The 22995-nt window shown below is 54.4% G+C and carries 21 protein-coding genes, 1 tRNA gene, 1 other RNA gene and 1 pseudogene; 7 read left to right on the top strand and 17 right to left on the bottom strand.

What is annotated here, in order from left to right; genetic code table 11:
• The first annotated feature begins 215 nt into the window (after positions 1-215).
• The 3 genes from HA43_RS04115 to HA43_RS04105 all read left to right on the top strand — a co-directional run bounded on the left by HA43_RS04115 (position 216) and on the right by HA43_RS04105 (position 1217).
• Positions 216-303 (top strand) — tRNA-Ser (locus HA43_RS04115).
• A gap of 46 nt (positions 304-349) precedes the next feature.
• Positions 350-478: non-coding RNA, RtT sRNA (locus HA43_RS04110), on the top strand.
• Positions 479-983: 505 nt separating this feature from the next.
• Positions 984-1217, top strand: coding sequence for a hypothetical protein (locus tag HA43_RS04105; RefSeq protein ID WP_039384996.1), 234 nt, complete (start codon positions 984-986; stop codon positions 1215-1217).
• A 73-nt stretch (positions 1218-1290) separates the two neighbouring features.
• Here the strand turns inward: HA43_RS04105 and HA43_RS04100 are convergent, their stop codons facing one another.
• Positions 1291-1530, bottom strand: a complete 240-nt coding sequence (locus tag HA43_RS04100) for a DNA polymerase V (protein ID WP_094111048.1) — start codon at positions 1528-1530, stop codon at positions 1291-1293.
• A 258-nt stretch (positions 1531-1788) separates the two neighbouring features.
• Here HA43_RS04100 and HA43_RS04095 point away from each other — a divergent pair, with 258 nt between their 5' ends.
• Positions 1789-2016, top strand: coding sequence for a putative hemolysin (locus HA43_RS04095; RefSeq protein ID WP_094111047.1), 228 nt, complete (start codon positions 1789-1791; stop codon positions 2014-2016).
• A gap of 618 nt (positions 2017-2634) precedes the next feature.
• Here the strand turns inward: HA43_RS04095 and HA43_RS18820 are convergent.
• The 10 genes and pseudogenes from HA43_RS18820 to HA43_RS19145 form a co-directional block, all read right to left on the bottom strand.
• Entirely contained in the window at positions 2635-2808 is a 174-nt protein-coding gene (locus tag HA43_RS18820; protein WP_158086429.1) for a hypothetical protein, read from the bottom strand.
• Between the two features lie 603 nt (positions 2809-3411).
• Positions 3412-5232, bottom strand: a complete 1821-nt coding sequence (locus tag HA43_RS04085) for an amylovoran biosynthesis protein AmsF (RefSeq protein WP_094111045.1) — start codon at positions 5230-5232, stop codon at positions 3412-3414.
• 110 nt (positions 5233-5342) lie between these two features.
• Positions 5343-5657, bottom strand: a complete 315-nt coding sequence (gene lysC, locus HA43_RS04080) for an Rz1-like lysis system protein LysC (protein ID WP_071667929.1) — start codon at positions 5655-5657, stop codon at positions 5343-5345.
• 200 nt (positions 5658-5857) lie between these two features.
• The gene (locus HA43_RS04075) at positions 5858-6370 is read right to left on the bottom strand and encodes a lysozyme (RefSeq protein WP_039385005.1); all 513 of its coding nucleotides are present in this window, start codon (positions 6368-6370) and stop codon (positions 5858-5860) included.
• A 1-nt stretch (position 6371) separates the two neighbouring features.
• On the bottom strand, positions 6372-6602 hold the full coding sequence (locus tag HA43_RS04070) for a class II holin family protein (protein ID WP_039385006.1): 231 nt from the start codon (positions 6600-6602) through the stop codon (positions 6372-6374).
• A 172-nt stretch (positions 6603-6774) separates the two neighbouring features.
• The gene (locus tag HA43_RS04065; protein ID WP_094111044.1) at positions 6775-7143 is read right to left on the bottom strand and encodes a hypothetical protein; all 369 of its coding nucleotides are present in this window, start codon (positions 7141-7143) and stop codon (positions 6775-6777) included.
• Between the two features lie 220 nt (positions 7144-7363).
• Complete coding sequence (locus HA43_RS04060) at positions 7364-8131, bottom strand: antitermination protein Q (protein ID WP_094111043.1); 768 nt, start codon at positions 8129-8131, stop codon at positions 7364-7366.
• Positions 8132-8225: 94 nt separating this feature from the next.
• Complete coding sequence (locus HA43_RS04055; RefSeq protein WP_094111042.1) at positions 8226-8927, bottom strand: replication protein P; 702 nt, start codon at positions 8925-8927, stop codon at positions 8226-8228.
• Positions 8924-9217 (bottom strand): hypothetical protein, encoded by a 294-nt coding sequence (locus HA43_RS19150; RefSeq protein ID WP_223811756.1) that lies wholly within the window; start codon positions 9215-9217, stop codon positions 8924-8926. The genes HA43_RS04055 and HA43_RS19150 overlap by 4 nt, the downstream gene beginning before the upstream one ends.
• Before the next feature lie 264 nt (positions 9218-9481).
• Positions 9482-9751 (bottom strand): annotated as a pseudogene (locus HA43_RS19145) (replication protein); the annotation flags it as partial.
• Between the two features lie 189 nt (positions 9752-9940).
• Here HA43_RS19145 and HA43_RS04045 point away from each other — a divergent pair.
• Together HA43_RS04045 and HA43_RS04040 are read left to right on the top strand one after the other, a co-directional pair.
• Entirely contained in the window at positions 9941-10630 is a 690-nt protein-coding gene (locus tag HA43_RS04045; RefSeq protein WP_039385017.1) for an XRE family transcriptional regulator, read from the top strand.
• Positions 10631-11317: 687 nt separating this feature from the next.
• Positions 11318-11530 (top strand): hypothetical protein, encoded by a 213-nt coding sequence (locus HA43_RS04040; RefSeq protein WP_039385019.1) that lies wholly within the window; start codon positions 11318-11320, stop codon positions 11528-11530.
• Positions 11531-11609: 79 nt separating this feature from the next.
• Here the strand turns inward: HA43_RS04040 and iraP are convergent, their stop codons facing one another.
• The 6 genes from iraP to putP form a co-directional block, all read right to left on the bottom strand.
• Positions 11610-11972 (bottom strand): anti-adapter protein IraP, encoded by a 363-nt coding sequence (gene iraP, locus HA43_RS04035; RefSeq protein ID WP_094111040.1) that lies wholly within the window; start codon positions 11970-11972, stop codon positions 11610-11612.
• Between the two features lie 151 nt (positions 11973-12123).
• Positions 12124-12912 (bottom strand): phosphate starvation-inducible protein PhoH, encoded by a 789-nt coding sequence (gene phoH, locus HA43_RS04030; protein WP_039385023.1) that lies wholly within the window; start codon positions 12910-12912, stop codon positions 12124-12126.
• A gap of 528 nt (positions 12913-13440) precedes the next feature.
• Positions 13441-14721, bottom strand: coding sequence for an iron uptake transporter deferrochelatase/peroxidase subunit (gene efeB / locus HA43_RS04025; protein ID WP_094111039.1), 1281 nt, complete (start codon positions 14719-14721; stop codon positions 13441-13443).
• Positions 14722-14723: 2 nt separating this feature from the next.
• Complete coding sequence (gene efeO, locus HA43_RS04020; RefSeq protein ID WP_094111038.1) at positions 14724-15839, bottom strand: iron uptake system protein EfeO; 1116 nt, start codon at positions 15837-15839, stop codon at positions 14724-14726.
• A 13-nt stretch (positions 15840-15852) separates the two neighbouring features.
• Positions 15853-16713 carry an iron uptake transporter permease EfeU gene (efeU, locus tag HA43_RS04015; protein WP_128083779.1) on the bottom strand — a complete coding sequence of 287 codons (861 nt, stop codon included), beginning with the start codon at positions 16711-16713 and terminating at the stop codon, positions 15853-15855.
• A 257-nt stretch (positions 16714-16970) separates the two neighbouring features.
• A complete protein-coding gene (gene putP / locus HA43_RS04010) occupies positions 16971-18455 on the bottom strand; it encodes a sodium/proline symporter PutP (protein WP_094111037.1) in 1485 nt (494 codons plus the stop codon).
• Positions 18456-18982: 527 nt separating this feature from the next.
• On the opposite strand from putP, the gene putA reads away from it, so the two are divergent.
• A complete protein-coding gene (putA, locus tag HA43_RS04005; protein WP_094111036.1) occupies positions 18983-22927 on the top strand; it encodes a trifunctional transcriptional regulator/proline dehydrogenase/L-glutamate gamma-semialdehyde dehydrogenase in 3945 nt (1314 codons plus the stop codon).
• The last annotated feature ends 68 nt before the right edge of the window (positions 22928-22995 follow it).

The raw sequence follows: 22995 nt of genomic DNA, 5'->3' as shown, positions 1-22995 counted from the left end.
GTTATTTTCGCTGCCAAGTCTGCGTCAGCGGGATGACATTTTTGTGTCAGACGCGCAACGTTTCTATGACAATCGCCGCGAAGCGAACAGGGTTAATACAATCTGCGCAGAGCTTAAGCAGATAGAAAAAAAGGAGAAAATAGCGCTTGACCCTTTTCAGCTAACTCCCTATAGTAGCGCCCCGTTGACCCAGTGCGGTTAGCAAAAAAATATGTGGTGAGGTGTCCGAGTGGCTGAAGGAGCACGCCTGGAAAGTGTGTATACGGCAACGTATCGGGGGTTCGAATCCCCCTCTCACCGCCACAAATTTGAAGAAGAGCCTGAACTCACGTTCAGGCTTTTTTTTTGCATATTGCACAGTGAGAGGGGTATGAGAACCTCCGACCGGGTTCGACGGTGAACTCTGTTCACCGGACAGCGGAGCCTGCGACGCTGCCCGCAGGGTGAGCGAAGCGAATCAATCCCCCTCTCACCGCCACAAATTTGAAGAAGAGCCTGAACTCACGTTCAGGCTTTTTTTTTGCATATTGCACAGTGAGAGGGGGATGAGAACCTCCGACCGGGTTCGACAGTGACATCATGACCTTCAGACATGAGCTCACATACAGCTTTTGAGATGGCGCAAGCGACCAACTCAGCCCTTCCGTGATCATTTTCCCTATATCTTCATGCTTCGTGACTGCCTGCGCTAACACATGGTACGGCTAATTGATGTGATTACTATTTGCTCAGGCAATGTCAGGCTTGATGGCGCCTTCATACAGGAGGCCATAAGCGACAGTACAAAATGAATTTTCCATGCTGGATCGCTATCATTCTAATGATTGCATTCGCCGGCGCAGGTAGCGTCGCGCTGGTTAAGATTGCCTCACAGGTTTCTAACAATAATGATGAGAAGGAACCATAACAGGAATGATTGTTTTTATAGTCGGGCGCTATATCCCCTGTCATGTGATATACTGCCCGTCCCTGAGAAATTTGATATGAAATCTGAAGACACGCTGGACTGGTACCCTGCCCAGCTTCCTCCTGTAAAAACCATACTCGGTGATGCTGTGATCGAAGTCGGCAGAACCGGACGGCCAGTCAATACACGCACACTTCTTGAATACCTCCAGATACAGCAAAACAAACAGAAGTTACGCGATAATAAAATAGCAATGCAGACCGCTATTGATGTTCTGAGAGATAACCAGCGCGTTAACGGAAGGTTATAGCCTCGCGGTTATCGATAGCCTGGCAAAGTTAAGCCGCGGCTCTGTATAGTCCTGCGCCGGTGAAGGGAACCCCTCAGAGGCCACCGTTAAGGTTGAACCGGAACCACGTCATGTTCTCGCCCTCCTGCGTTGAAGCGTCGCGGAAGGTGGTTGTATGGCTCCGGATCCAGTCATTGGCTGCCTTGAGCGTAAAGTGCCAGTTAACGCGCTCCAGCTCCTCTACGAAGTCAGAAGTGGCAACGGTGCTGCGGCCTGATGGCTCGCGCTTGATGGAACTGACGAATGCTTCTTTTATCTGGTATTCGCATGGCATGGTTAAATCCTCCTCTGATAATAACTGTATATAAATACAGTAGTATCGATCGGAGATCCGATCAAGATGCGCCAGGCGTATCTTTTGCGAACCTGCTGACTGGTATGGATATGTATTTGCTGCGGCTCGCGTGAATGGCTCTTTTAAGCCTCCACCCCTGGTCTGCTCATATATCAGTAAATCACATGTGAATTAACACTGGCTGGTTAATTCAGGTTTGAGTTAAAGTCATTCAATAGACTTTAAATAAGGACCGTAATGAAAATTATTCTACTGATTGCTTCCAGTGTATTACTGGCAGCATGCTCGTCCCGGACAGACAAGCCTCAGCAAACAGGCATGTCTAACCCTGCCTCAGTTTATTGTGAAAAAATGGGGGGTAAACCAGACATAGTTAAAGGTCCTGATGGTGATTCAGGTTACTGCACCCTTCCGGGTGGGGAGCGTATCGAGGAGTGGGCGCTGTACCGCCGAGATAATCAATAAGCTGTGGTGCCGGTTAACGGTAACTAAAATGTAAGGTGCCGGGCCTGGCGATCGGGACGAAAATGCGTCTGGTTTACTGTTTGATAGCAGGAAGAAAATTTTAGCTAAGGAGATGGCATGTCAGTTTTTGCGAAGATATCAATTCCGATGTTTTGCATTGCGTTCGCAATGTTCTATTTGGCGCGCAATAAGCGGGACAAAAATTACCTCGTTCCGGGCTTTGTTCTGTTAGCTGCTGGCTTTGTGAATGTCGTGATAGCGTTTACTACGGGTTAGTAGCCGGAAAGAGCGTTTAGATAAGATAAGGCCGCAGAAATGCGGCATTGCACACGCTAAGGCATTTACATCGATACAGCTTAGCGATCAATAAGTTACACTTGTTTCTTTCCGAAATCGGCGTCAAATCTTTCAGGCAGCACATCGTTAAGCTCCCGGGCGTGGCGGCCATGAGTGATAACAAAGAAGAATATGAAGCTGATATTGAGAAAGTATTTGGGAAAATGAAGCCTGAACTGTAAAAAATATCCGGATCGCATCCTGGTTTTTCATGCTCCCTCACCCATAAGCCTGCCACTGAGCGGGCTTTTTATGTTTATAACTTGCCTTTCTTAATGATCACTATGGCATCGCGGTATACATCTGCCATGAAGACATCATTGGTTGCTCGCCGGTAGGCTCAAGCCTGCCCAGCAACTCTTCGATTGTGGTTTCAGCCCCGGTGTCAGCGAGTTCGAGTGCTGCTTTCAAAATGGCATTAGCTATCAATTCCACTCTGTCATTGTCATTTTCCATAATCCCCCATCTGTAACTGCTAACCACATTAACACTTGCGGGGTCGGGATGTCGGTTTATCGGGCTTTTTCTTCTATTGAGCTACTATGCTTCCTCTTAAAGCCGGCGCTAAGCGGGCTTTTTTATGCAATGCGTGCCATGCAGAGTAATTTGTCGAATGGTTGTTTCCTTAAGTAACACTGAACGCATATCCTTACTGTCGTCAGCTAACGCTGACAAATGATTTGCCCTTATTGAACGAATTTACGCCCGTGTAACGCGGGTTTTTTTACGTCTGAAAAAAAATAAAATCACATATCAGATGCATTTAATCTCATCAGCAGCACGCTGAAGCAACGCAGGGGCACGGAACTGAGTCCCGCCGCTCCTTAACATCAGGCGCTGAAAAAGCGCAAACATACAAAGCAGTAAGCTTTGGTGCGCGGCAACGCTCAATCAAAGCTAACTGACAGGAGAATAACTATAAACGCACAAGAACGCCGCCGTGCTGCCCACGCTGATACGATGGGCACCTGTCGAGACCTGGGATCAAAACAGAGAGTGAAAAGAGCCTGAACTCTCGTTCAGGCTCTTTTTTACCTGCCGCAATACTCTCTCAGGCGGTTAAAAATAGGCGAGCTTGCGGTTAACGCCGTTAATCCTGACGGTAATGTAACCCGCCGCCGTGGCTGATGCGGCCGGTGCCGATGCCGGATCGGACGTCAGCGTAACCACTTTGCCGTCATAACCCACGCCGGCGGTGCCATTGTGATAGTTCATCACCGTTGACAGGTTAACGCGGTTATCCGTATTCAGATTGGTCACTTCAGACAAATCAGGATTAAACAGTGAACATTCACCGCCATCGAACCGCGACGGGCCATCAGTAGTAAGGTTGATGACTACATCACCACACTGTGCTTTAAGCTTGATCCAGACTTCAGCATATTTTCCTTTATCATCAGTGGTGCGAACAATGCAGTCGATGACACCGGAATCACCTTCATAATGCAGATTGCCGCCGACCGAACTTTCTCCGCGATAAACATTGAGCAATGTTTTACCGCAGACGTTGGTAAGCAGTGGTGCGGTAGCTGGCTGTGTCTGAGTATCACGCAGCGCTTTGCCCAACATGTCGATGTTCCAGTGCTGATTAGCACGAGGGAAAAAGAACTTGCCAAGGCGGAACCAATTATCTTCCGTGCTGGTATTGGAGACGCGATATCCCGAGTACCAGCCCGCCTTCATCGAACCCGTCATCTGGGTGCCAAAGTTCTCATCACGGCGCCAGCCCTGTTCATAGTTTGAAAGCAGCGCAAAGCCGGTGCGCTCGGTATCAATGCTGGAACCGGACTGCAGGCTTAGCTGGCGCATCAGAACACGTGAGTAGTTAAGCTTCAGCGGGTTAATGGAGGATTCGATGCTCAGCGCATCAATGATCCACTGACCATTACTCAGATCGCCAGGGAAGCGCGTATGTTCAATCCATACATTACGGATCAGGCCCTGCCCCACGCGCGGCATAAACAGCGTGGCATCACCATAACCGTGCTGGAAATTGGAGTTGGTTAGCTCCACGGCCGTTGAGTGGTCCCAGTTACCCTGGGGTGAATCGGACCAGGTAATATCAAATACCCGACCATAGGTATTGCTGGAGTAAATCTGATCCAGTCGCGTATCAAGCGTATCGATAAACCTGAACACCGAGTTACCATTGTTTTCCACACGAAAACAGGTGACGTTGATGTACTGGCCTTCAATGGTAATATTTTCAAAAAATGGCTGCTGGTTACTTACCATTGCAGTGGTAATCGCGCCGGTGTTTGCCGTGGTATCGGCGGTCGCCTGACCATCCCAGAAAATACCGCGAATAGCCGTCCGGCGCGCTTTAATTTTGAAAACGGTGTTAGCTGACTTATCCGAGGTAATAATCGTTCTGGGTGCAACACCATATTCGCAGTCGTCGCCATAGAGATTGAAGAATGGCAGCTCGCCTTCACCGGTTAAATCGACAGGATTAATAATAAACTTACCGGCAGGAAAACGTATTCCGATATCGCGGATAGGGTTTTTGTTCGGATCATCAACCGGTGATACAAAGCCTCTGGCCCAGCGGTACATGTTGATACAGGCATTGTGGTTAACTGCGCCGTTATCGGCATCAAATGAAACCGAGCCGCGTAAGCGCTTGCCGCCAAAATGGAAAATATTAATAGCGGATACATCATCAATAATACGCTGCCAGTAATAATCGCCGGCAGAAGAGACCGCAACGGTGCCACTGTCATCCGCAGGGGCTTTACCCTTTGTGTCGACAAAGCCTACAAAGCGGCCACCACCATTAAAGGTTGAGTCCCTGTCGTAATAGCGCTTAAGAAATGCAATTTCACCTGATGCAGAAGGTTTGGTGGTGCGGAGTTCAGCAAATGAATTTACTTCGATCATGATATTTCCTTTTAGGGTTTATTGAGCCTGTTTGCTCGTGGAGAAGCTTTATTTTTCGGTTAAGGTAAATAACCTGCAAAATGCAGATAGTGAGAAAATCGCCTGATGAGTTACCGGAGCGATTCAATTTTTCTTATGGCGCGCTTATCCCGGTTGCAGTTTTCAACCGACGTCATAAGCCTTTCGTTAAGTTCGAGGCTGTCGCCCCAGGTCATAGGATCGGGTACGGGGGGGATTTCGCAGTCAGCCAGCAGCTCTGCCGGAACGGGCATTGCCGGAAGCTGAACGTATTCTTTCTCTGTGTCTGCGCAGGCTGTCAGCCACATCAGCAGGAACAGAGTGAGCGGAACACGCATCCTCTTTAACCGCCTGCCTGATGTAGACAACGCGCCTCTCGCTTTCAGCGTCGTTTTGATATCGATCATGATGAGCAGCCTTTGCGATATCGTTAAAGAGCATTACTGCGGTAATGAGGTTGCTGGTTACTGACTCCGCCTTTTTCCGGGCCTGGACTGCCCGGGAGATCTCCTCCTGCGCCTGCAACATTCGCGAGTGATAGTGACTGGCAACGGCGGCAGATATCACAACCGTCGCCATAAGGAAGAGCCTGAGAACCAGATGCCCGTTATTTATCAGCCAAATCATCACTACTCTCCGCCAGGCACAAAGCGCGTTCCATGTCGCGACGATGCATCAGCCCGCGCCATTTTATGCCACCGGCATAGACCCAGCGGCGCAGCTCTTCGCAGGCCTGAGCCCGATCGCCAGCGTTGAGTTTTTTGAGCAGAGTGGAGCGGGTGAAAGCAGACGGGCCGATGTTATAGGCAAAGCTGTATAGCGATGCGCGCTGGTATTCACTCAGGGGAACCTTTACTACGCCATCGACCACCTTTTTAACGGACCGGAGATCGTTTTGCAGCAGCCGATCGCAGTCGCTATCGCTATACTGCCTGCCGCTGATGATATCGCTGCCGGTATGCCCGTCACAGACGGTCCGGACGCCGGCCACATCCTGATAAGCTTTATAAGTACGCCCTTCCGCTCCCTCCTTTCCGCCAAGAAACAGGGTGGCAATCAGCATGGAGCCGCCACCTGCGGCGGCGATCAGTTTTCTGCGCACGCTGCCGGACATAGTCATATCAATCCTCCTCCACTTTTACGGCCGGACCATATTTCTCAAGTGCTTTTACCTGAGCGTTGGCGACCTTGCGTTTGAAGTACCAGTTGATGAGCCCTGTAATGATGATGCCGGCAATACCTGCCAGTACGCCGATGGCAGACCACTCATCAGGACTCAGGCTGGTGAGTACACCGTTAAGAATGGTGCCCCCGGACGTGCCCAGGGCAACACCAGTAACAAGTTTGCTCATAGTTTGAGTGCTCGCAGACGCCGTCCGATCGGACAGGTGCTGTTGATCAACAGAAGAAAAGAGGCCCTCCGCCACAACGGATAGCATTGATGTCGCATTGAGTGGCGGGGGCGGAAACGAAAAAGGCACCGCCGAAGCAGTGCCTTTAGAAAAGGAAATAAACTATTCAGGATTATTTTTTAAGCGTTTCCAGAACGTTTTTGATACACAGCGGCATCATTCTTCCCCGCAAAAAATCTCTTGTATCTGCATAGGGATAGCTGACATCCTTAGCCATCTTTCTGTAGGTTTCTGCGCCTTTTACAGAGACGCTTATGAAGTCATCTTTTTCAATAGCGTAGTCGGAAAGAGCGTGCCCATCCGCTTCAAACGCCTGAACTTCTTCTGACACTATTTGCCTGGTGCTGAGATGGGTCGACATTGATCGGTCAGTTATACGCCATTCCATTTCGCACAGATCGTTAGCTGCGCGTTGCGCATCCGATATCACAGCAAAAGATGGCGCGCACAGCACGATTAAAAGGGCGCACAGAATTCTCATTATTCCTCCCTGAAACCGGCGTCATATATTTCAGATGCCCATAAAAAAAGCCCTCGCAGCGTGTGAATCTGCAGGGCTCTTTTATTATCACAGAGTGATGAAAGCTGATTTAGTTTGCGGGCTGAACATCATCACGCAACTTCAACTGTTGAAAAGTATACCCCCGGGTTCGGGAAAAGTAAATAGCCTGCGATAATTTAATACACTATTTTTTAGGGTGCTATTCAGTGGCGCTTTTCAGCGCGGCATCTGCGCGGGTTTCCTCAGCTTCCAGCTTAGTAATAAGCCGATCGTAAAATGGCTTACCGCTCTTCTTCCATGTGTCCAGGCTGATAGCGCCGGTGAATTCTGAAATTGCCTTATACGCCCCGGTTGAGGGTATGCGCTCGTAGCCGCGCCCGCAGCAGCGCCTGCACTCACCCTTCACCGGCACCCCCTGCTTTTCCGTTGCCGCTTTTAGCACTGCCTGTCCGCGTCCGTTACAGTCGCGGCATGCAGTTGATACGACGCCCTTGCCTTTGCACGCCCCGCAGAGCACGCGTACGGCCTCTTTGACGTTTCTGGTGAGGCCGCCGTGCAGAGGCGATTTCATTGAAAACACCTCTGCCTCGATGAATCCGGTGGCCTGACAGCATTCGCACGGCTTCACGCTGGCGGCGCTGCGGCAGTAATCGAGCCAGGCATAAGCGGCGAGCGTTTGCATAACTGCCGTTCTGACACCGGCATCAAGCTTGCGAAAGGCGGCAACCTTATCGCAGCTCTGCAGTGCAAAATCAGTTAGCAGGGAGACGGCCCGTGCTGCGTCGATTTCACTGACGCCCATCTTCCCCATGAAAGCGCTGTAACCGAGCTGAACGCGGCTCTGCGTCATACCTATGGCGGCGATATAGTCGATGCCGGTAAGCGTATCAGGCGACGTCTGCGGTGCTGTTCCGCTAAAGTTCTGCCCCTTCGGAAAATGATACTTAACCGTTGCTTCTAAGCTCATACTGCCTCTCTTTGCTTAATCAGTTCGCCTGTTTTATCCCGGCGGTACATCTGCCGCCACAGCGGGATATCGATGTCGTGCTGAATCCTTTGCATCATGCTGTAGTGCGTTTTGCTTTCAGCGTAGCGCGCAGCAGGGCCACGCCCTCCCTCGCCTTTTCCGGGGTGGAGGGCATTGCAGCCTTCAGCAGCTGCCTGCGCGGCTCCGGAATTGTTTCACCGGCCTCGATCCGCGCAGACATTTTGCGCAGCTCAGAGCGGCACGTAATGCGCAGCTCAGACTCGCTCAGGTTGTTCGCGCGCATCAGGCTGCAGAGGCTGGTAACCATCCAGTAATCGGCGTTGCTCTTCCACGGATAGTGCTCCGGAGAGGCATAGTCGCCACGCTGCGCGCAGTAGGTCATCACCCTGCTATAGAGCGTCTCTTCATCCGGCAGGCCCGCAGCGGCGAAAGCGTCCTGTTTACACCAGCTGATGAACTGGCCCGGTGATGGAAGAAATGGCGAGCCGCTGGCGCGCGCCTGGCGCATGCCGGCTGAAAGCTGCTGTTTGCTGGTCACGCCGTTCTCCGCTAAGGCGGCTATCCACTGACGTTTAGCGGCGGCTTCGTCTGCCGGATCCCGCCAGACCGTGCTGACTGAGGCAGGGAAAACCTGCTTCAGCCCGCTGAAGAACTCATCTATCACTTTTTCGATCGCCTGATGCAGGCGTCGATCCGCCGGCTGCGGGACATCACCGGCCATGCGCGCCAGCGCGCTGCTGTCACGATGATTAACTGCCGTGACGAGATCTCTCATATGAAGTTCTCCCATGCTTCCTGGCTGTTCCAGTGGACGGCAGGCTGCTGCCCCGCTGGTGCCGCCCGGTTACGGTCTGGCTGGTTCATCTGAATTTTCAGTGTGTCCCACTTTTCCCGCAGCTTCGCAGGGCTGAGCACGTTTGACTGCCAGAAGCGATCGCGGCTGGCCCAGAGAAATACCTCACAGATATCGCGGTGCGTAACCTGCAGGGCCGAGCGCAGCAGTCTGATGTCGTTTGACCAGGCGGGCCAGGCGGGCTGCCGGGCATGCGGAGCGACAATCTGCACCCTGCTGAACATCCACCTGGCTGTTTTGAGATCCTCTTCGGTTCCCCACTTGTCCCCCCTGGGAGTCCGGACCGCGGCTTCAGGACGCGATGCAGAAAGCGTTGCAGAGGATGTGTCAGGGGATTCGACACAATTCTCTGACGCAGAATTATTGTCTTTTGTCACAGTGTCTTTTGTATGCCTCTGTTTTGGTGACAGCGCTGTCGCTGATTTGGTGACAGCGACACCCTCCCGGTGACACCCCGGTATTTGCCACTGTGAAAGGTGTTTATTTGGGCCGATCATCGTCCCTTCCCGGATAAGCACACCCATCTGAATCAGCTCATTTTTTGCCTTGTTAACCTTCTGTCTTGGCAGCCCGGTTAACTGGCTTATCTGGCTGTCAGCAATACGGTCCATGCTTTTATTAAAGCCGCAGGTTTTCCGGCAAACGGCGTGTGCGACTTTGGCCTGATTTCGCGTCAGGCTGGCCCCTATCAGCTCCTCATACAGCGCGTTTGCCAGACGTGTAAATCCCTCTTCGGTATCTGCCATACTTGTCTCCACGGCCCGCAGTCCGGGCCTGATTAGCGTCATAAATTTTCACTTTTTTCTATACACGCACTTTCCGCGATGGCATTGTGGCAATGCATTTAAATAATGCGTATCACGCATATTATGAGTATAATCAAATATGCGCAAGGCGCTTTGCGTGTAACGCATAAAAAAGGTTAACTATCCGCTATGAAAATAGGCGATAAAATCAGACAGATTCGCAAAGCGAATAAGATGACCCTGAGTGAACTTGCCCTGCGTACAGATAGCGATGTGGGCAATCTGTCACGCCTGGAACGCGGCATACAGGGATACAGTGATGGTCTGCTACACAAAATTGCAGCAGCCCTGTCAGTTCCTGTTTCTGAGCTATTCTCTTCTAATGAGGCTAATGATACTGTAGATTCATACAGTGTAAGTTCCATTATAAAAAAGGGGAGAAAAGATGTGTACAGGATTGATGTTCTTGACGTTTCTGCAAGTGCCGGAGACGGGTCGCCGTCTAAAGATGTGGTTGAAGTCATAAGGTCTATTGAATATGTTCCGGATCAGGCGCGCGTGATATTCGGCAACCGGCCGGAAACCTCTGTTAAGTTGATCAACGTCCGCGGTGACAGCATGGAGGGAACCATTGAGCCCGGTGATCTCATCTTTGTAGACGTAGCTGTCAGTACGTTTGATGGGGATGGAATTTACGTCTTTGACTTCAACGGCGATATGTTTGTTAAGCGCCTGCAAAAAGTTAAGCGCGAAATTATCGTTATCTCTGACAATCCCCGTTATCGTGAATGGTCTATCTCAGAAGAAGAACTCTCTATGCTCCATGTTGCTGGCAGGGTAATGCTCAGTCAGTCCCAGCAGTTCCGACGTCACGGATAACCGCCCTCTTTTCAACCAGGCCCGCGTTATGCGGGCTTTTTTGTACCTGCCGCATTATTTTCATAAAATCTAATGTGAAAACATTAGCCTGGTTTGGTTTACCTGAAGCTGTTTTGTGCCATGCTATGCGTTTTACGCATAATGCCAGGGCGTCATAAATGGCGCCCCTGCGTGATTGCGTCGAATGACAGGTGCCGCTGTAGGGGACGCATTTATGCGTCCCTGGCGTCATTTATGCACCGCACCCGATTGCCAGGGCGTCATAAATGGCGCCCCTGTAAGGTTGCATCCAAACTTAATAAATGACAGATGCCGTCCGTAGGGGACGCATTTATGCGTCCCTGCCGTCATTTATGCCCCGTACCCGATGGCCAGGGCGCCATAGATGGCGCCCCTGTAAGGTTGCGTCCCCTGCCAATTTGTGCAATGCATATTATCGGATTCAGGTGCCCACTCCTGACCGCAATGCGCCATCATCAGCAAACTCAGACCGCAGCTCTGCTCCGCCTCTGCTAAACTGACCCGGCAGCAACATTTAGCAGGCATAAACCGGATGCGGGTATCAGCTACCTCTTTCGCTCAAACCTGCTGAAGGAGACGCCATGTTGCAGACACCTCCTGGATTGTCATCAACGTGGTCAGGGCCGTGGGGCCTGAAGAAACATATGTTTTATTAAGGAAAAAGTTATGGATGATGTAGATCTGGCACAGGAACGAGAAGCCGCTCATCTGGAGAGCGCCCTGTTTGCGCGTAAACCACGTCTGGTGAGCGCAACGGGCAACTGTATCTGGTGCAGAGATGAACGCGTTGTCGCCGATACTGCATTTTGCTCTGCAGAGTGCGGAGAGGACTATCACAAGCACCAGCGTGAAATGAAACAGCGTATTAACGGCGAATAAGCCAGCCGCGGCATGAATTTATGCCTGAAAAAAGCCTGAACGCGCGTTCAGGCTTGATTATCTGCTGTGTCTGGCCAGCTTACTTTTTAGCAGGTAAAACGGGTTCAGCAGCCGCAACGCCGGTCAGCTCGCTCAGTCCTGCATGGTTAATTTCACCATCGGCTTTATCCACGGCCTGAGAGATAGTCAGCAGATTCTGCAATTCGCTTAGCAGAATAGCGGCATCGGACCTCAGCACCTCATCGCTTTCAGCGGAGTCGATAACCGTATTGATCGCTTTATTAGCCGCATCGATCATCTCCGTCACTCCACCCTGCCTGCTGACGGCCAGTACCAGCGCGCTAATCAGCAGCGACTGTGCTTCAACCCGGGCGGTCAGCTGTTTCATGTCCGCATCGATGTGCGATATTTTTGCCAGCATACTCAGGACGACGTTTTTCATTGGTTTTGCTCCCTGAAAAAAGATCAATCTTACCGCGTTAGCGAACCGCTGCAACTCTCATCACTCTGAAAGGTCGTCATGCTTTGCCGGTGAAATTAGGGACAGAAAAAAACCCGGCCGGGGCCGGGTTTATCAACGGGATGGGATGCTATCAGCCGTAGGCGTGCAGCGTGCGCTGGCAGAGTGCTGAGCGAACGCAGTCCTCTTTCGCAAAGCGCACCACGCCCACCATCTCATCCTCTTCAAAGCGCGCCAGCGCATCGGCAAGACCGGACTGGACGCTGGCGGGCAGATCGCACTGGGTAATATCACCGTTAACGATAACCGTGACGTTTTCCCCCAGGCGGGTCAGAAACATCTTCATCTGTGCAGCGGTAACGTTTTGTGCCTCGTCGAGGATAACCACTGCGTTCTCAAAAGTACGTCCACGCATATAGGCGAAGGGCGCAATCTCTACCTTGGCGATTTCAGGCCGCAGGCAGTACTGCATAAAGGAAGCGCCGAGACGTTTAACCAGAACGTCATAAACCGGACGGAAATAGGGGGCGAATTTCTCGGAAATGTCTCCGGGCAGAAAACCGAGATCTTCATCCGCCTGCAGTACCGGGCGCGTCACGATAATCCTTTCGATATCCTTATTGATCAGGGCCTCAGCTGCTTTTGCAGCGCTAATCCAGGTTTTACCGCAGCCAGCTTCACCGGTTGCAAATATCAGCTGTTTCGTTTCTATGGCGTTAAGATAGTGCGCCTGAGCTTCATTCCGGGCTGCAATTGGTGCCCGGTCGCGCACATCGCGCGCCATGCCAATTGCATCTAACCCGCCCATCTGCACCAGCGAAGTGACCGATTCTTCTTCGCGCTGACGATGACTCCGGGAGTCACTACGAAGCACACGACGAGCTTCACGACGCGCTTTGATCACTGCTTTCTGTCTTCCCATAGTGGCACCTTACAGTTGGTTTCATGAATCGCGACGGATCACCCGCGGCGATGACTTGAACGCTTTAGAGGTTACGTTGGCTTCCTTTTAGCCGTACTGATACACAAAACGGGGTGTACAACAGCGCCGAAACGCCGCAGCGCACCGGATAAAAACAAACGGGATGATGAAAATAGTGGATGAAAGATGAGTAAAACGTTGACAGGAGGCTCTCTCCCGCAGAGAACTGCGCTTGCTGTGTTACACCTGCTGGTTCCGGAATGGAACGCCTCATGCGCGAACTCCAGTGGCTGATGCCACAAAACTGACAACGCTTATGAGTAAAGTGAAACATAGCGCCGAAAATTTGCAACACTATTTTTACTTTTAGATGCAAATTAAGATTTGTTGTGGCGATGGCATCAGGCGCTTCACATAAAAAATTCAATTAAAATAATGCCTTATATAAAATATCAAAAGGATCCTTTGCGGATCCTTTTGCAGAGCATAACGCTAATCTGCCGCAACACGCATTGCCGGAAGCAGGGTTCAGGCCTCAATCAGCGATTGACCAAGATAGCGCGTGGCATCGGCGACGCCCGGCAGCGCAAAAAAGTAGCCGCCGCCGGTGGGTCGGACATACTCTTCCAGCGCCTCACCGTTAAGCCGCTGCTGCACTGCGATAAAACCTTTAGTGAGATCGTGCTGATAGCAGATAAACAGCAGCCCCATATCAAGCTGCCCTGCCCCGGTGATCCCGGCAGAGTAGCTGTAGCCGCGCCGCAGTATCAGGCTGTCCGCCGTCTCAGGCGTACGCGGGTTAGCGAGCCGGATATGGGCATCCAGCGCTATCACATCCCCATCCGGATCGCTGGCATAATCCGGCTCATCATGCTCATGATGCCCGCCAAGCGGCGCTCCGCTGAGCTTTTCCCGGCCAAAAATAGTCTGCTGCTCACCCAGCGGCGTGCGATCCCACTGCTCAACGCGGAAACGAATAATCCGCACCGCCTGATAGCTGCCGCCGTATGTCCAGGCGGGCTCCTGCTGATCGGCCGTGACCCACAGCATTTTATCCATCAGCGCGCCGTTTTGCGCATCCGGATTCGCCGTACCGTCTTTAAAACCCAGCAGATTAATCGGGGTTTCCTGCCCGTGACTGCGCGCTGCGTGCTCAGGAATAAACCCTTCGCGCCGCCAGCGTATCGCCAGCAGATCGGGAGCGTGTTTGATGATATCGCGCAGCGCGTGGATCACGGTGTCCTGACTATTAGCGCAGATCTGAATCAGTAAATCCCCGTGGCACTGGCTGGCGTCAAGCGAATCATTGGGGAAGCGTGTCATGGCCTGCAGCTGTGCAGGCTTGTGCGCGCCCAGCCCAAAGCGTTCGTCAAACAGCGAACTGCCCACGGAGAGCGTCAGCGTCAGGTTATCTGGTGCAATAGTGGCACCGAGAATGCCGGAATCAGCCGGCGGCAGCTGCGCATTTGTCACCGCTGGTGCGGGTCCGCCCTGCGTCAGAAAGGCGAACCTCTCCGTCAGCAGCCGCAGCAGACGCGTCAGCTCCGCTTTACCGTCGGCCAGCACGTCAAAGGCCACCAGCATCATGGCGGCCTGCTGCGGCGTCAGGATGCCCGCCTGGTGCGCACCATAAAATGGTTGTACCTGCTGACGCGCATCAGGTGCAACCGTGCCCGGATAAAAATGCTCTGCTGCTGCGCCAGCGTGGAACGGACAGCTGCCCCCGAGCGCAGCCGCACCGCCCAGCACACCCAGCCCCTGCAGTAACCGGCGACGTGCCGGCTGCATGGCATCATGCTGTTTAGCCATGGTTAATCGAGGCCCAGCGTGCCGCGCAGCAGCGAGAGATCTTCAGCCAGCACGGTAATCGGTGCTTTTAACGCATTGCGATCGGCCGCGGTCAGCTTCTCATAGGATGCGTAACCCTCAGCCGTACGGTATTTATCCAGTATTGCGTCAACTTTGCTGAAGTTAGTATCGATTTTTGCCAGAAGCTGCGGATTCCGCTGCTGCAACAGCGGGCGCAGCAGCGACACAATTTTCTGCGCGCCGTCGACGTTTGCCCGGAAATCAGACAGGTCAGTGCGGCTGTAACGATCCTCCTCTCCGGAGATTTTGCTCGAAGCCACCTCTTCAATCAGACCCGCTGCGCCGCCCACGACTTTAACCGGCGCAAATGCCAGCGCGCTGATGCGCGCCTGCAGCGCTTTAACATCGTCATTGAGCTGACTGGCGAAAGGCGCGGCACCGGTCGTTGTGCGATCGGCAAACAGCAGCTTCTCCAGGCGGTGGAAACCGGTGAATTTAGGATCCGCCGCTTTCTGTTCAAAATCATCTTCGCGTGCGTCGATACTGCCATCCAGATCGGAGAAGAGTTCAGCAACAGGCTCAATCCGCTCGTAGTGGGCGCGGGTCGGCGAATAGAGCGCTCTCGCCTTGTCACCGTCGCCTGCATTAATGGCTGCCGTAAACGCTTTGGTACTGCTTACCAGCGCGTTAACTTCATTCAGGACGTACGCTTTATAGTCGGCGATAGGCTGAGCCAGCTGCAGCAGCTCTTTCTGCTCTGGCGTTGATGACTGCCCCGATCCGGCCACCGTCAGTTTGCCTTTCGGATTACTCAGCAGGCCGCAGGTCATCTCATACTCACCCGCTTCCAGATTTGCCGTCAGCTTCTGCGTAAAGCCCGGCGCGATATTTTCCCGCTCCTCGACCACCATGACCCCTTTCAGGATCTCCCACTCCAGCGCTTTCTGGCTATGGTTTTTGATAATGAACTGGCTTTTACCCGCCGGCACGTTCAGCGTCATGGGCTCACACTGTTTATCCGTAACGGTGACGGTGAACTGCGGGATCTCTGCAGCGGCTGCAGCACCGGAAAGCAGCAGCGCGACGACAGAGGCGGTAGCGCGTAACGTGGTATTCATGATGGTATCCGTGTTAAAGAGTCAGGTTAAAACAATCGGGATTAGCGCAGGCTGCGTGCGGCAGCCGGAGCAGAAGGCGCCGGGAAAAAAACAGCAGCAGCGCCGGCACCAGATAGAGCAGCCAGGCTGCAACCTCACTGACGCTGGGCGCTTCCTGATAGCCGAGCAGGCCTTCAAGCAGCGTACCGGCCAGAGAGTGCACAGAGAGCACGCTGCTTATATCAAACGCCGTTGCCTGGAAATGGTTCCACAATCCCGCCTCATGGAAAGCGCGGATTGCGCCGGCCGCAAGCCCGGCGGCTACAAACAGAATGAACAGGCTGCTCCAGCGGAAAAAATGGGCCAGATTAAGCCGGACGCCGCCGTAGTAGATCAGCGTACCGAGCAGCGCTGCGGTCAGCAGGCCGAGCAGCGCGCCCGCAGGTGGGGCATAGCCCACATCCTGCGTAAAGGCCGCCAGCAGAAAGAACACCGACTCCAGCCCTTCGCGCGCTACGGCGAGAAACACCATAATCACCAGCGGCAGGCCGCTGCCGCCCCGCTTTGCCAGCGCCAGATCCACTGACTTCTCCAGCGTCAGGCGCATGCTGCGCGCAACTTTGCGCATCCAGAACACCATGGTGGTCAGCATCACGACCGCAATCAGCGCTACCACGCCTTCAAACAGCTCCTGCTGCTTCTGCGGAAACTCACCGGTCGTGGCATTGATGGCGATACCCAGTCCCGCGCAGAGCACAATGGCCGCTATCACCCCGCCCCACATCGCCGGGAACCACCGGGTGCGTCCGGTGCGCTTCAGATAGCTGGCGATCAGGCTGACAATCAGCGCCGCTTCCAGACCTTCACGGAGCATAATGAGAAACGGAACAAACATCGTTTGCCTCTTAAGTGTTTAGCAGGGTAAATCTGTCGTAAAAAAACGTAAAGTGCGAACGATATCGATTATCATTATCGCTGCAGAAAAAACAAGTCACTGCGGGAAATTATTTTGCTGCACAGGGGGGAGAAGTCAGGGGATGACCGTTCAGAAAGGTCGGCAGGATCGCGTTGCCTGACGCCTCAACGTAAAAAGGAGGCACATTACTGTGCCTCCTTTTTGATGGCGGTGCCGCAACGCACCGCGCGAATACCTTAATCTGCCTGGTATTCCGCTTCCGCGGCGGCAAAACGCTGCTGCGCAGCGGCGGAAGGTGCTTTGCCCGTCAGGCTGAAGACCACAATCGCGATGCTGGCAAAGATGAAGCCTGGAATGATTTCATACAGCTCAGCGTAACCGTACTGTTTCCACAGCAGCACCGTCGCGGCACCAATTACCATTCCCGCCAGCGCGCCGTTACGCGTCATGCGCTTCCAGCAGACACCAAACAGCACCACCGGACCAAACGCCGCGCCAAAGCCAGCCCATGCATAGCTCACCAGGCCCAGCACCCGGTTATCCGGATTGGATGCCAGGGCAATAGCAATCAGTGCAATCAGCAGCACCATGGCACGTCCGACCCATACCAGCTCCTGCTGGCTGGCATTTTTACGCAGGAAGCCCTTATAGAGATCTTCCGTCAGCGCACTTGAACAGACCAGCAGCTGGCAGCTCAGAGTGGACATAACCGCAGCAAGAATGGCCGAAAGCAGAATACCGGCGATCCACGGGTTAAACAGAATACGCGTCAGCTCAATAAAGATACGTTCTCCATTCTGCGTGACGCCTGCGGCCTGCGCCGGGTTATTCTGGAAGTAGGCGATACCAAAGAAGCCTACGGCAACCGCGCCCGCCAGGCAGAAGATCATCCATGCCATGCCAATGCGACGCGCAGTACGGATGGAGCGATGAGAGTCTGCCGCCATAAAGCGTGCCAGGATATGCGGCTGCCCGAAGTAGCCCAGCCCCCAGCCCAGCAGCGAGATGACCGCGACAAAATTGAGCCCCTTGAGCATATCGAGGTTCTCGATACTCTTCTCGCGGATCACCGTCAGTGAATCATCAAAGCCGCCTACGGCGATAATGACAATCACCGGCGTCAGGATCAGCGCAAAAATCATCAGCGTCGCCTGCACCGTATCGGTCCAGCTCACGGCCAGGAAGCCGCCCACCAGCGTATAGAGTATGGTGGCCGCAGCACCCGCCCAGAGCGCAGTCTGGTAATCCATACCAAAGGTGCTTTCAAACAGGCGCGCACCGGCCACCACGCCTGAAGCGCAGTAGATGGTGAAGAAAATCAGGATAACTACCGCGGAGATCACGCGCAGCAGCTTGCTTTTGTCTTCAAAGCGGCTGGTAAAGAAGTCAGGCAGCGTCAGGGCGTTATCGTGATGCTCGGTCTGTACACGCAGGCGACCCGCCACAATTTTCCAGTTCAGCCAGGCGCCAATCGTCAGGCCGATAGCGATCCAGCTTTCAGAGATGCCGGACAGAAAGATGGCACCAGGCAGGCCCATCAGCAGCCAGCCACTCATATCGGAGGCACCGGCTGAGAGCGCCGTAACAAAACTGCCCAGGCTGCGGCCGCCCAGAATATAATCATCAAAGTTTTTTGTTGACCGGTAAGCGATAAACCCTATCAACACCATCCCAAGGATATAGATAATAAAGGTCACCAGCATTGGTGTACTTATACTCATACTCTCTCCACTTATTATGTAATTGCTTAAGAGAAATTCTTTGCCCGCCCTGCCTCAGCAGCATTAGCCGGGCGTCTCCCTGGCGCGACGTATCACTTACCCTCTTTGTCACGGCAATTGAATCAGCGCGGCAGCACCGGAACGGGGTGGCCACTGCGCGTTACCGCCGTCAGAGAAGCGAATTTCTCTTAAGGCGCGGTATCCTGCCGCAAAGGTGCGATGTGCACAATGGATTTAACACAGCTGTTACCTGGGTTTCACCTCTCTTTCTCATTTCTTTGCTCAAAGGTTGCGCCCGTTCAAACTTTTGGTTGCACCAGAAACGCGGCTTTTTGCGGTTTAGTGAACCCGGTTGCAACTCTGGCGAGATTCTTGCAGCAAGAAACGTGCCGTTTCTTTACAGTTAACAAACAAACGGCTTTCAGGCATGCAACCTGGGTCACATTTAACACGGTTGCACAAAGTTGCAACATGAGTGATAGTGCAGCCCACGCTGATGTTGATTTATTTTTCAAGACGAGGAATTCATGGGAACAACTACCATGGGGGTGAAGCTGGATGAAGCCACCCGCGAGCGCATTAAGCTGGCAGCACAGAAGGTCGATCGCACATCTCACTGGCTGATTAAGCAGGCTATTTTCAATTACCTAACCCAGCTTGAAGCGGGCGAGACCCTGCCGGAAATTCCCCTGCAGGCCAGTGAAACCACGGCAGAAGAGAACCTGCCCGAAGAGAGCCTGCAGCCGTTCCTCGACTTTGCTGAACACATTCTGCCGCAGTCAGTTACCCGCTCCGCAATTACCGCCGCATGGCGCCGGCCCGAGACGGAAGCGGTGCCGATGCTGCTGGAGCAGGCGCGCCTGCCCGCTCCGCTGGCAGAGAAAACCCATCAGCTGGCCTATAGCCTTGCCGACAAGCTGCGGCACCAGAAAGGTGCAACCGGACGCGCCGGAATGGTGCAAAGCCTGCTGCAGGAGTTCTCCCTCTCCTCGCAGGAGGGCGTGGCGCTGATGTGCCTGGCAGAAGCGCTGCTGCGTATTCCGGATAAACCCACCCGCGACGCGCTGATCCGCGACAAAATCAGCAACGGCAACTGGCAGTCGCACCTGGGCCGCAGCTCATCCATGTTTGTTAACGCCGCAACCTGGGGCCTGCTGTTTACCGGACGCCTGGTCTCAACCCATAACGAAGCGAGCATGTCCCGCTCGCTGAACCGTATTATCGGTAAAAGCGGCGAGCCGCTGGTGCGCAAAGGCGTGGATATGGCCATGCGCCTGATGGGCGAGCAGTTCGTTACCGGCGAGACCATCGCTGAGGCGCTGGCCAACGCCCGCAAGCTGGAAGAGAAAGGCTTCCGCTACTCCTACGATATGCTCGGTGAAGCGGCCCTGACCGCCGCCGATGCGAAAGCCTATCTGCTCTCTTATCAGCAGGCGATCCATGCGATTGGTAAAGCCTCCAACGGCCGCGGCATTTATGAAGGCCCGGGCATCTCGATCAAACTCTCTGCGCTGCATCCGCGCTACAGCCGCGCCCAGTACGATCGCGTTATGGAAGAGCTTTATCCGATCCTGAAATCGCTGACGCTGCTGGCGCGTTCATATGACATCGGCATCAATATCGATGCCGAAGAGGCCGATCGCCTTGAGCTGTCGCTGGATCTGCTGGAAAAACTCTGCTTTGAGCCTGAGCTGGAAGGCTGGAACGGGATTGGCTTCGTGATTCAGGCTTACCAGAAACGCTGCCCGATGCTGATCGACTCGCTGGTCGATCTGGCACAGCGCAGCCGTCGCCGCCTGATGATCCGTCTGGTGAAAGGCGCCTACTGGGACAGCGAAATCAAGCGCGCGCAGATGGAAGGCCTTGAAGGCTATCCGGTTTATACCCGCAAGGTGTATACCGATATCTCCTATCTCGCCTGCGCCCGCAAACTGCTGGCGGTACCGAGCCAGATCTACCCGCAGTTTGCCACGCATAACGCCCACACGCTGGCCGCTATCTATAATCTGGCGGGTAATAACTACTATCCGGGCCAGTATGAGTTCCAGTGCCTGCACGGCATGGGCGAGCCGCTCTATGAACAGGTGGTGGGCAAAGTGGCCGATGGCAAACTCAGCCGTCCCTGCCGTATTTACGCGCCGGTGGGCACGCACGAAACGCTGCTGGCTTACCTGGTACGTCGCCTGCTGGAAAACGGTGCCAACACCTCCTTTGTTAACCGGATCGCCGATAAGAGCCTGCCGATAGATGAGCTGGTTGCTGACCCGGTGGTAGCGGTAGAAAAAATGGGCGCAGCCGAAGGCGCCGTGGGTCTGCCACATCCGAAGATCCCGCTGCCGCGCGATCTCTATGGCGACAAGCGTCCGAACTCCGCGGGTCTCGACCTCGCGAATGAACATCGCCTCGCCTCACTCTCCAGCGCCCTGCTGAACAGCGCCAGCCAGCCATGGGTGGCCCAGCCGATGATCGAGGGCACCCTGGAAACGGGTGTCAGCCAGCCGGTACTGAACCCGGCGGCGCCGGCTGACGTGGTCGGCAGCGTGCGCGAAGCCACCGAAACCGAAGTCTCTGCCGCGCTGGATGCGGCGGTCGGCGCCGGACCGATCTGGTTTGCCACTCCGCCAGCCGAGCGCGCGGCGATCCTTGAGCGTGCCGGTCAGGCGATGGAAGCGCAGATGCAGCAGCTGATTGGTCTGCTGGTGCGCGAAGCGGGCAAAACGTACAACAATGCCATCGCCGAAGTGCGCGAAGCGGTAGACTTCCTCTACTACTACGCCGGTATGGTACGCGATGATTTTGACAACGAAACGCATCGTCCGCTGGGTCCGGTAGTCTGTATCAGCCCGTGGAACTTCCCGCTGGCGATCTTTACCGGCCAGATTGCCGCCGCGCTGGCTGCCGGCAATAGCGTGCTGGCAAAACCGGCCGAGCAGACGCCACTTATCGCGGCGCAGGCGGTGCAGATCCTGCTGGATGCAGGCGTTCCCGCCGGTGTGCTGCAGCTGCTGCCTGGCCAGGGTGAAACCGTGGGCGCACAGCTCACCGGCGATGAGCGCGTGCGCGGCGTTATGTTCACTGGCTCAACCGCCGTGGCAACGCTGCTGCAGCGTAATCTTGCCGGTCGTCTCGATCCCCAGGGGCGTCCGACGCCGCTGATCGCAGAAACCGGCGGCATGAACGCCATGATCGTTGACTCCTCTGCTCTCACCGAACAGGTGGTGGTGGATATCGTTGCCTCCGCGTTTGACAGCGCCGGCCAGCGCTGCTCGGCGCTGCGTCTGCTCTGTATTCAGGAAGATGCCGCCGATCACACCATTAAGATGCTGCGCGGCGCGATGGCGGAGTGCCGCATGGGCAACCCGGAGCGTCTTTCAACTGATATCGGTCCGGTTATCGACCAGGAAGCGAAAGCGGGCATCGAGCGTCACATTCAGGCGATGCGCAACAAAGGCTTTACCGTTTATCAGGCGGTGCAGGAGAATGCGCAGGACCGTAAAGAGTGGGAGAGCGGCACCTTTATCAAACCCACGCTGATTGAGCTGGATCAGGTCAGCGATCTCGATAAAGAGATCTTCGGACCGGTGCTGCACGTGGTGCGCTTCTCACGCAGCAGCCTGCCGCAGCTGATTGAGCAGATCAATGCCACCGGCTATGGCCTGACGCTTGGCGTACATACGCGTATTGATGAAACCATCGCTCAGGTTACTGCAAACGCGCACGTCGGCAACCTCTATGTGAACCGTAATATGGTCGGTGCCGTAGTTGGCGTGCAGCCGTTTGGCGGCGAAGGCCTCTCCGGTACCGGCCCGAAAGCGGGTGGCCCGCTCTATCTCTACCGCCTGCTGGCACATCGTCCGGATGGCGCGCTGCGCCTGACCTTCGATCGTCAGGATGCTGAGCAGCCGGTTGACAGCAGCGTGCGTACAACGCTGATGGGTGCACACCAGGCGCTGCAGAACTGGGCGCAGGATAAGCCAGCATTGCAGGCGCTGTGCCAGCGCTATGATGAGCTGTCGCAGGCGGGCACGGTGCGTCTGCTGCCGGGGCCAACGGGCGAACGCAACACCTTTAGCCTGCTGCCACGTGAACGCGTGCTCTGCCTGGCCGATAATGAGCAGGATGCGCTGATCCAGCTGGCTGCGGTTACCAGCGTGGGCAGTCAGGCGCTGTGGCAGGATGATGAGCTGCATCGCGCCCTGCTGAAATCGCTGCCGTCTGCCGTACAGCAGCGTATCCGGCTGGCCAAAGATGCCCTGTCCGGTGAGTTTGATGCGGTGATCTACCATGGTGATGCCGATCAGCTGCGTACGCTGTGTGCCGATATCGCTGCACGCGAGGGCGCTATTGTTTCCGTCCAGGGCTTTGCCCGCGGAGAAACCAATCTGCTGCTGGAGCGGTTGCTGATTGAACGCTCGCTGAGCGTCAACACCGCAGCAGCAGGCGGCAACGCCAGTCTGATGACCATCGGTTAAACCCCCCGGTTCATCACAGTAAAGGGCCCCCTGCGGGCCCTTTTTTATTGTGGGTTTGCCAGGGACGC

Origin of the sequence: Pantoea eucrina (genome assembly GCF_002095385.1) — a bacterium.
Classification (GTDB): Bacteria; Pseudomonadota; Gammaproteobacteria; order Enterobacterales; family Enterobacteriaceae; genus Pantoea; species Pantoea eucrina.
This window is presented reverse-complemented; position numbering and strand designations above follow the sequence as displayed.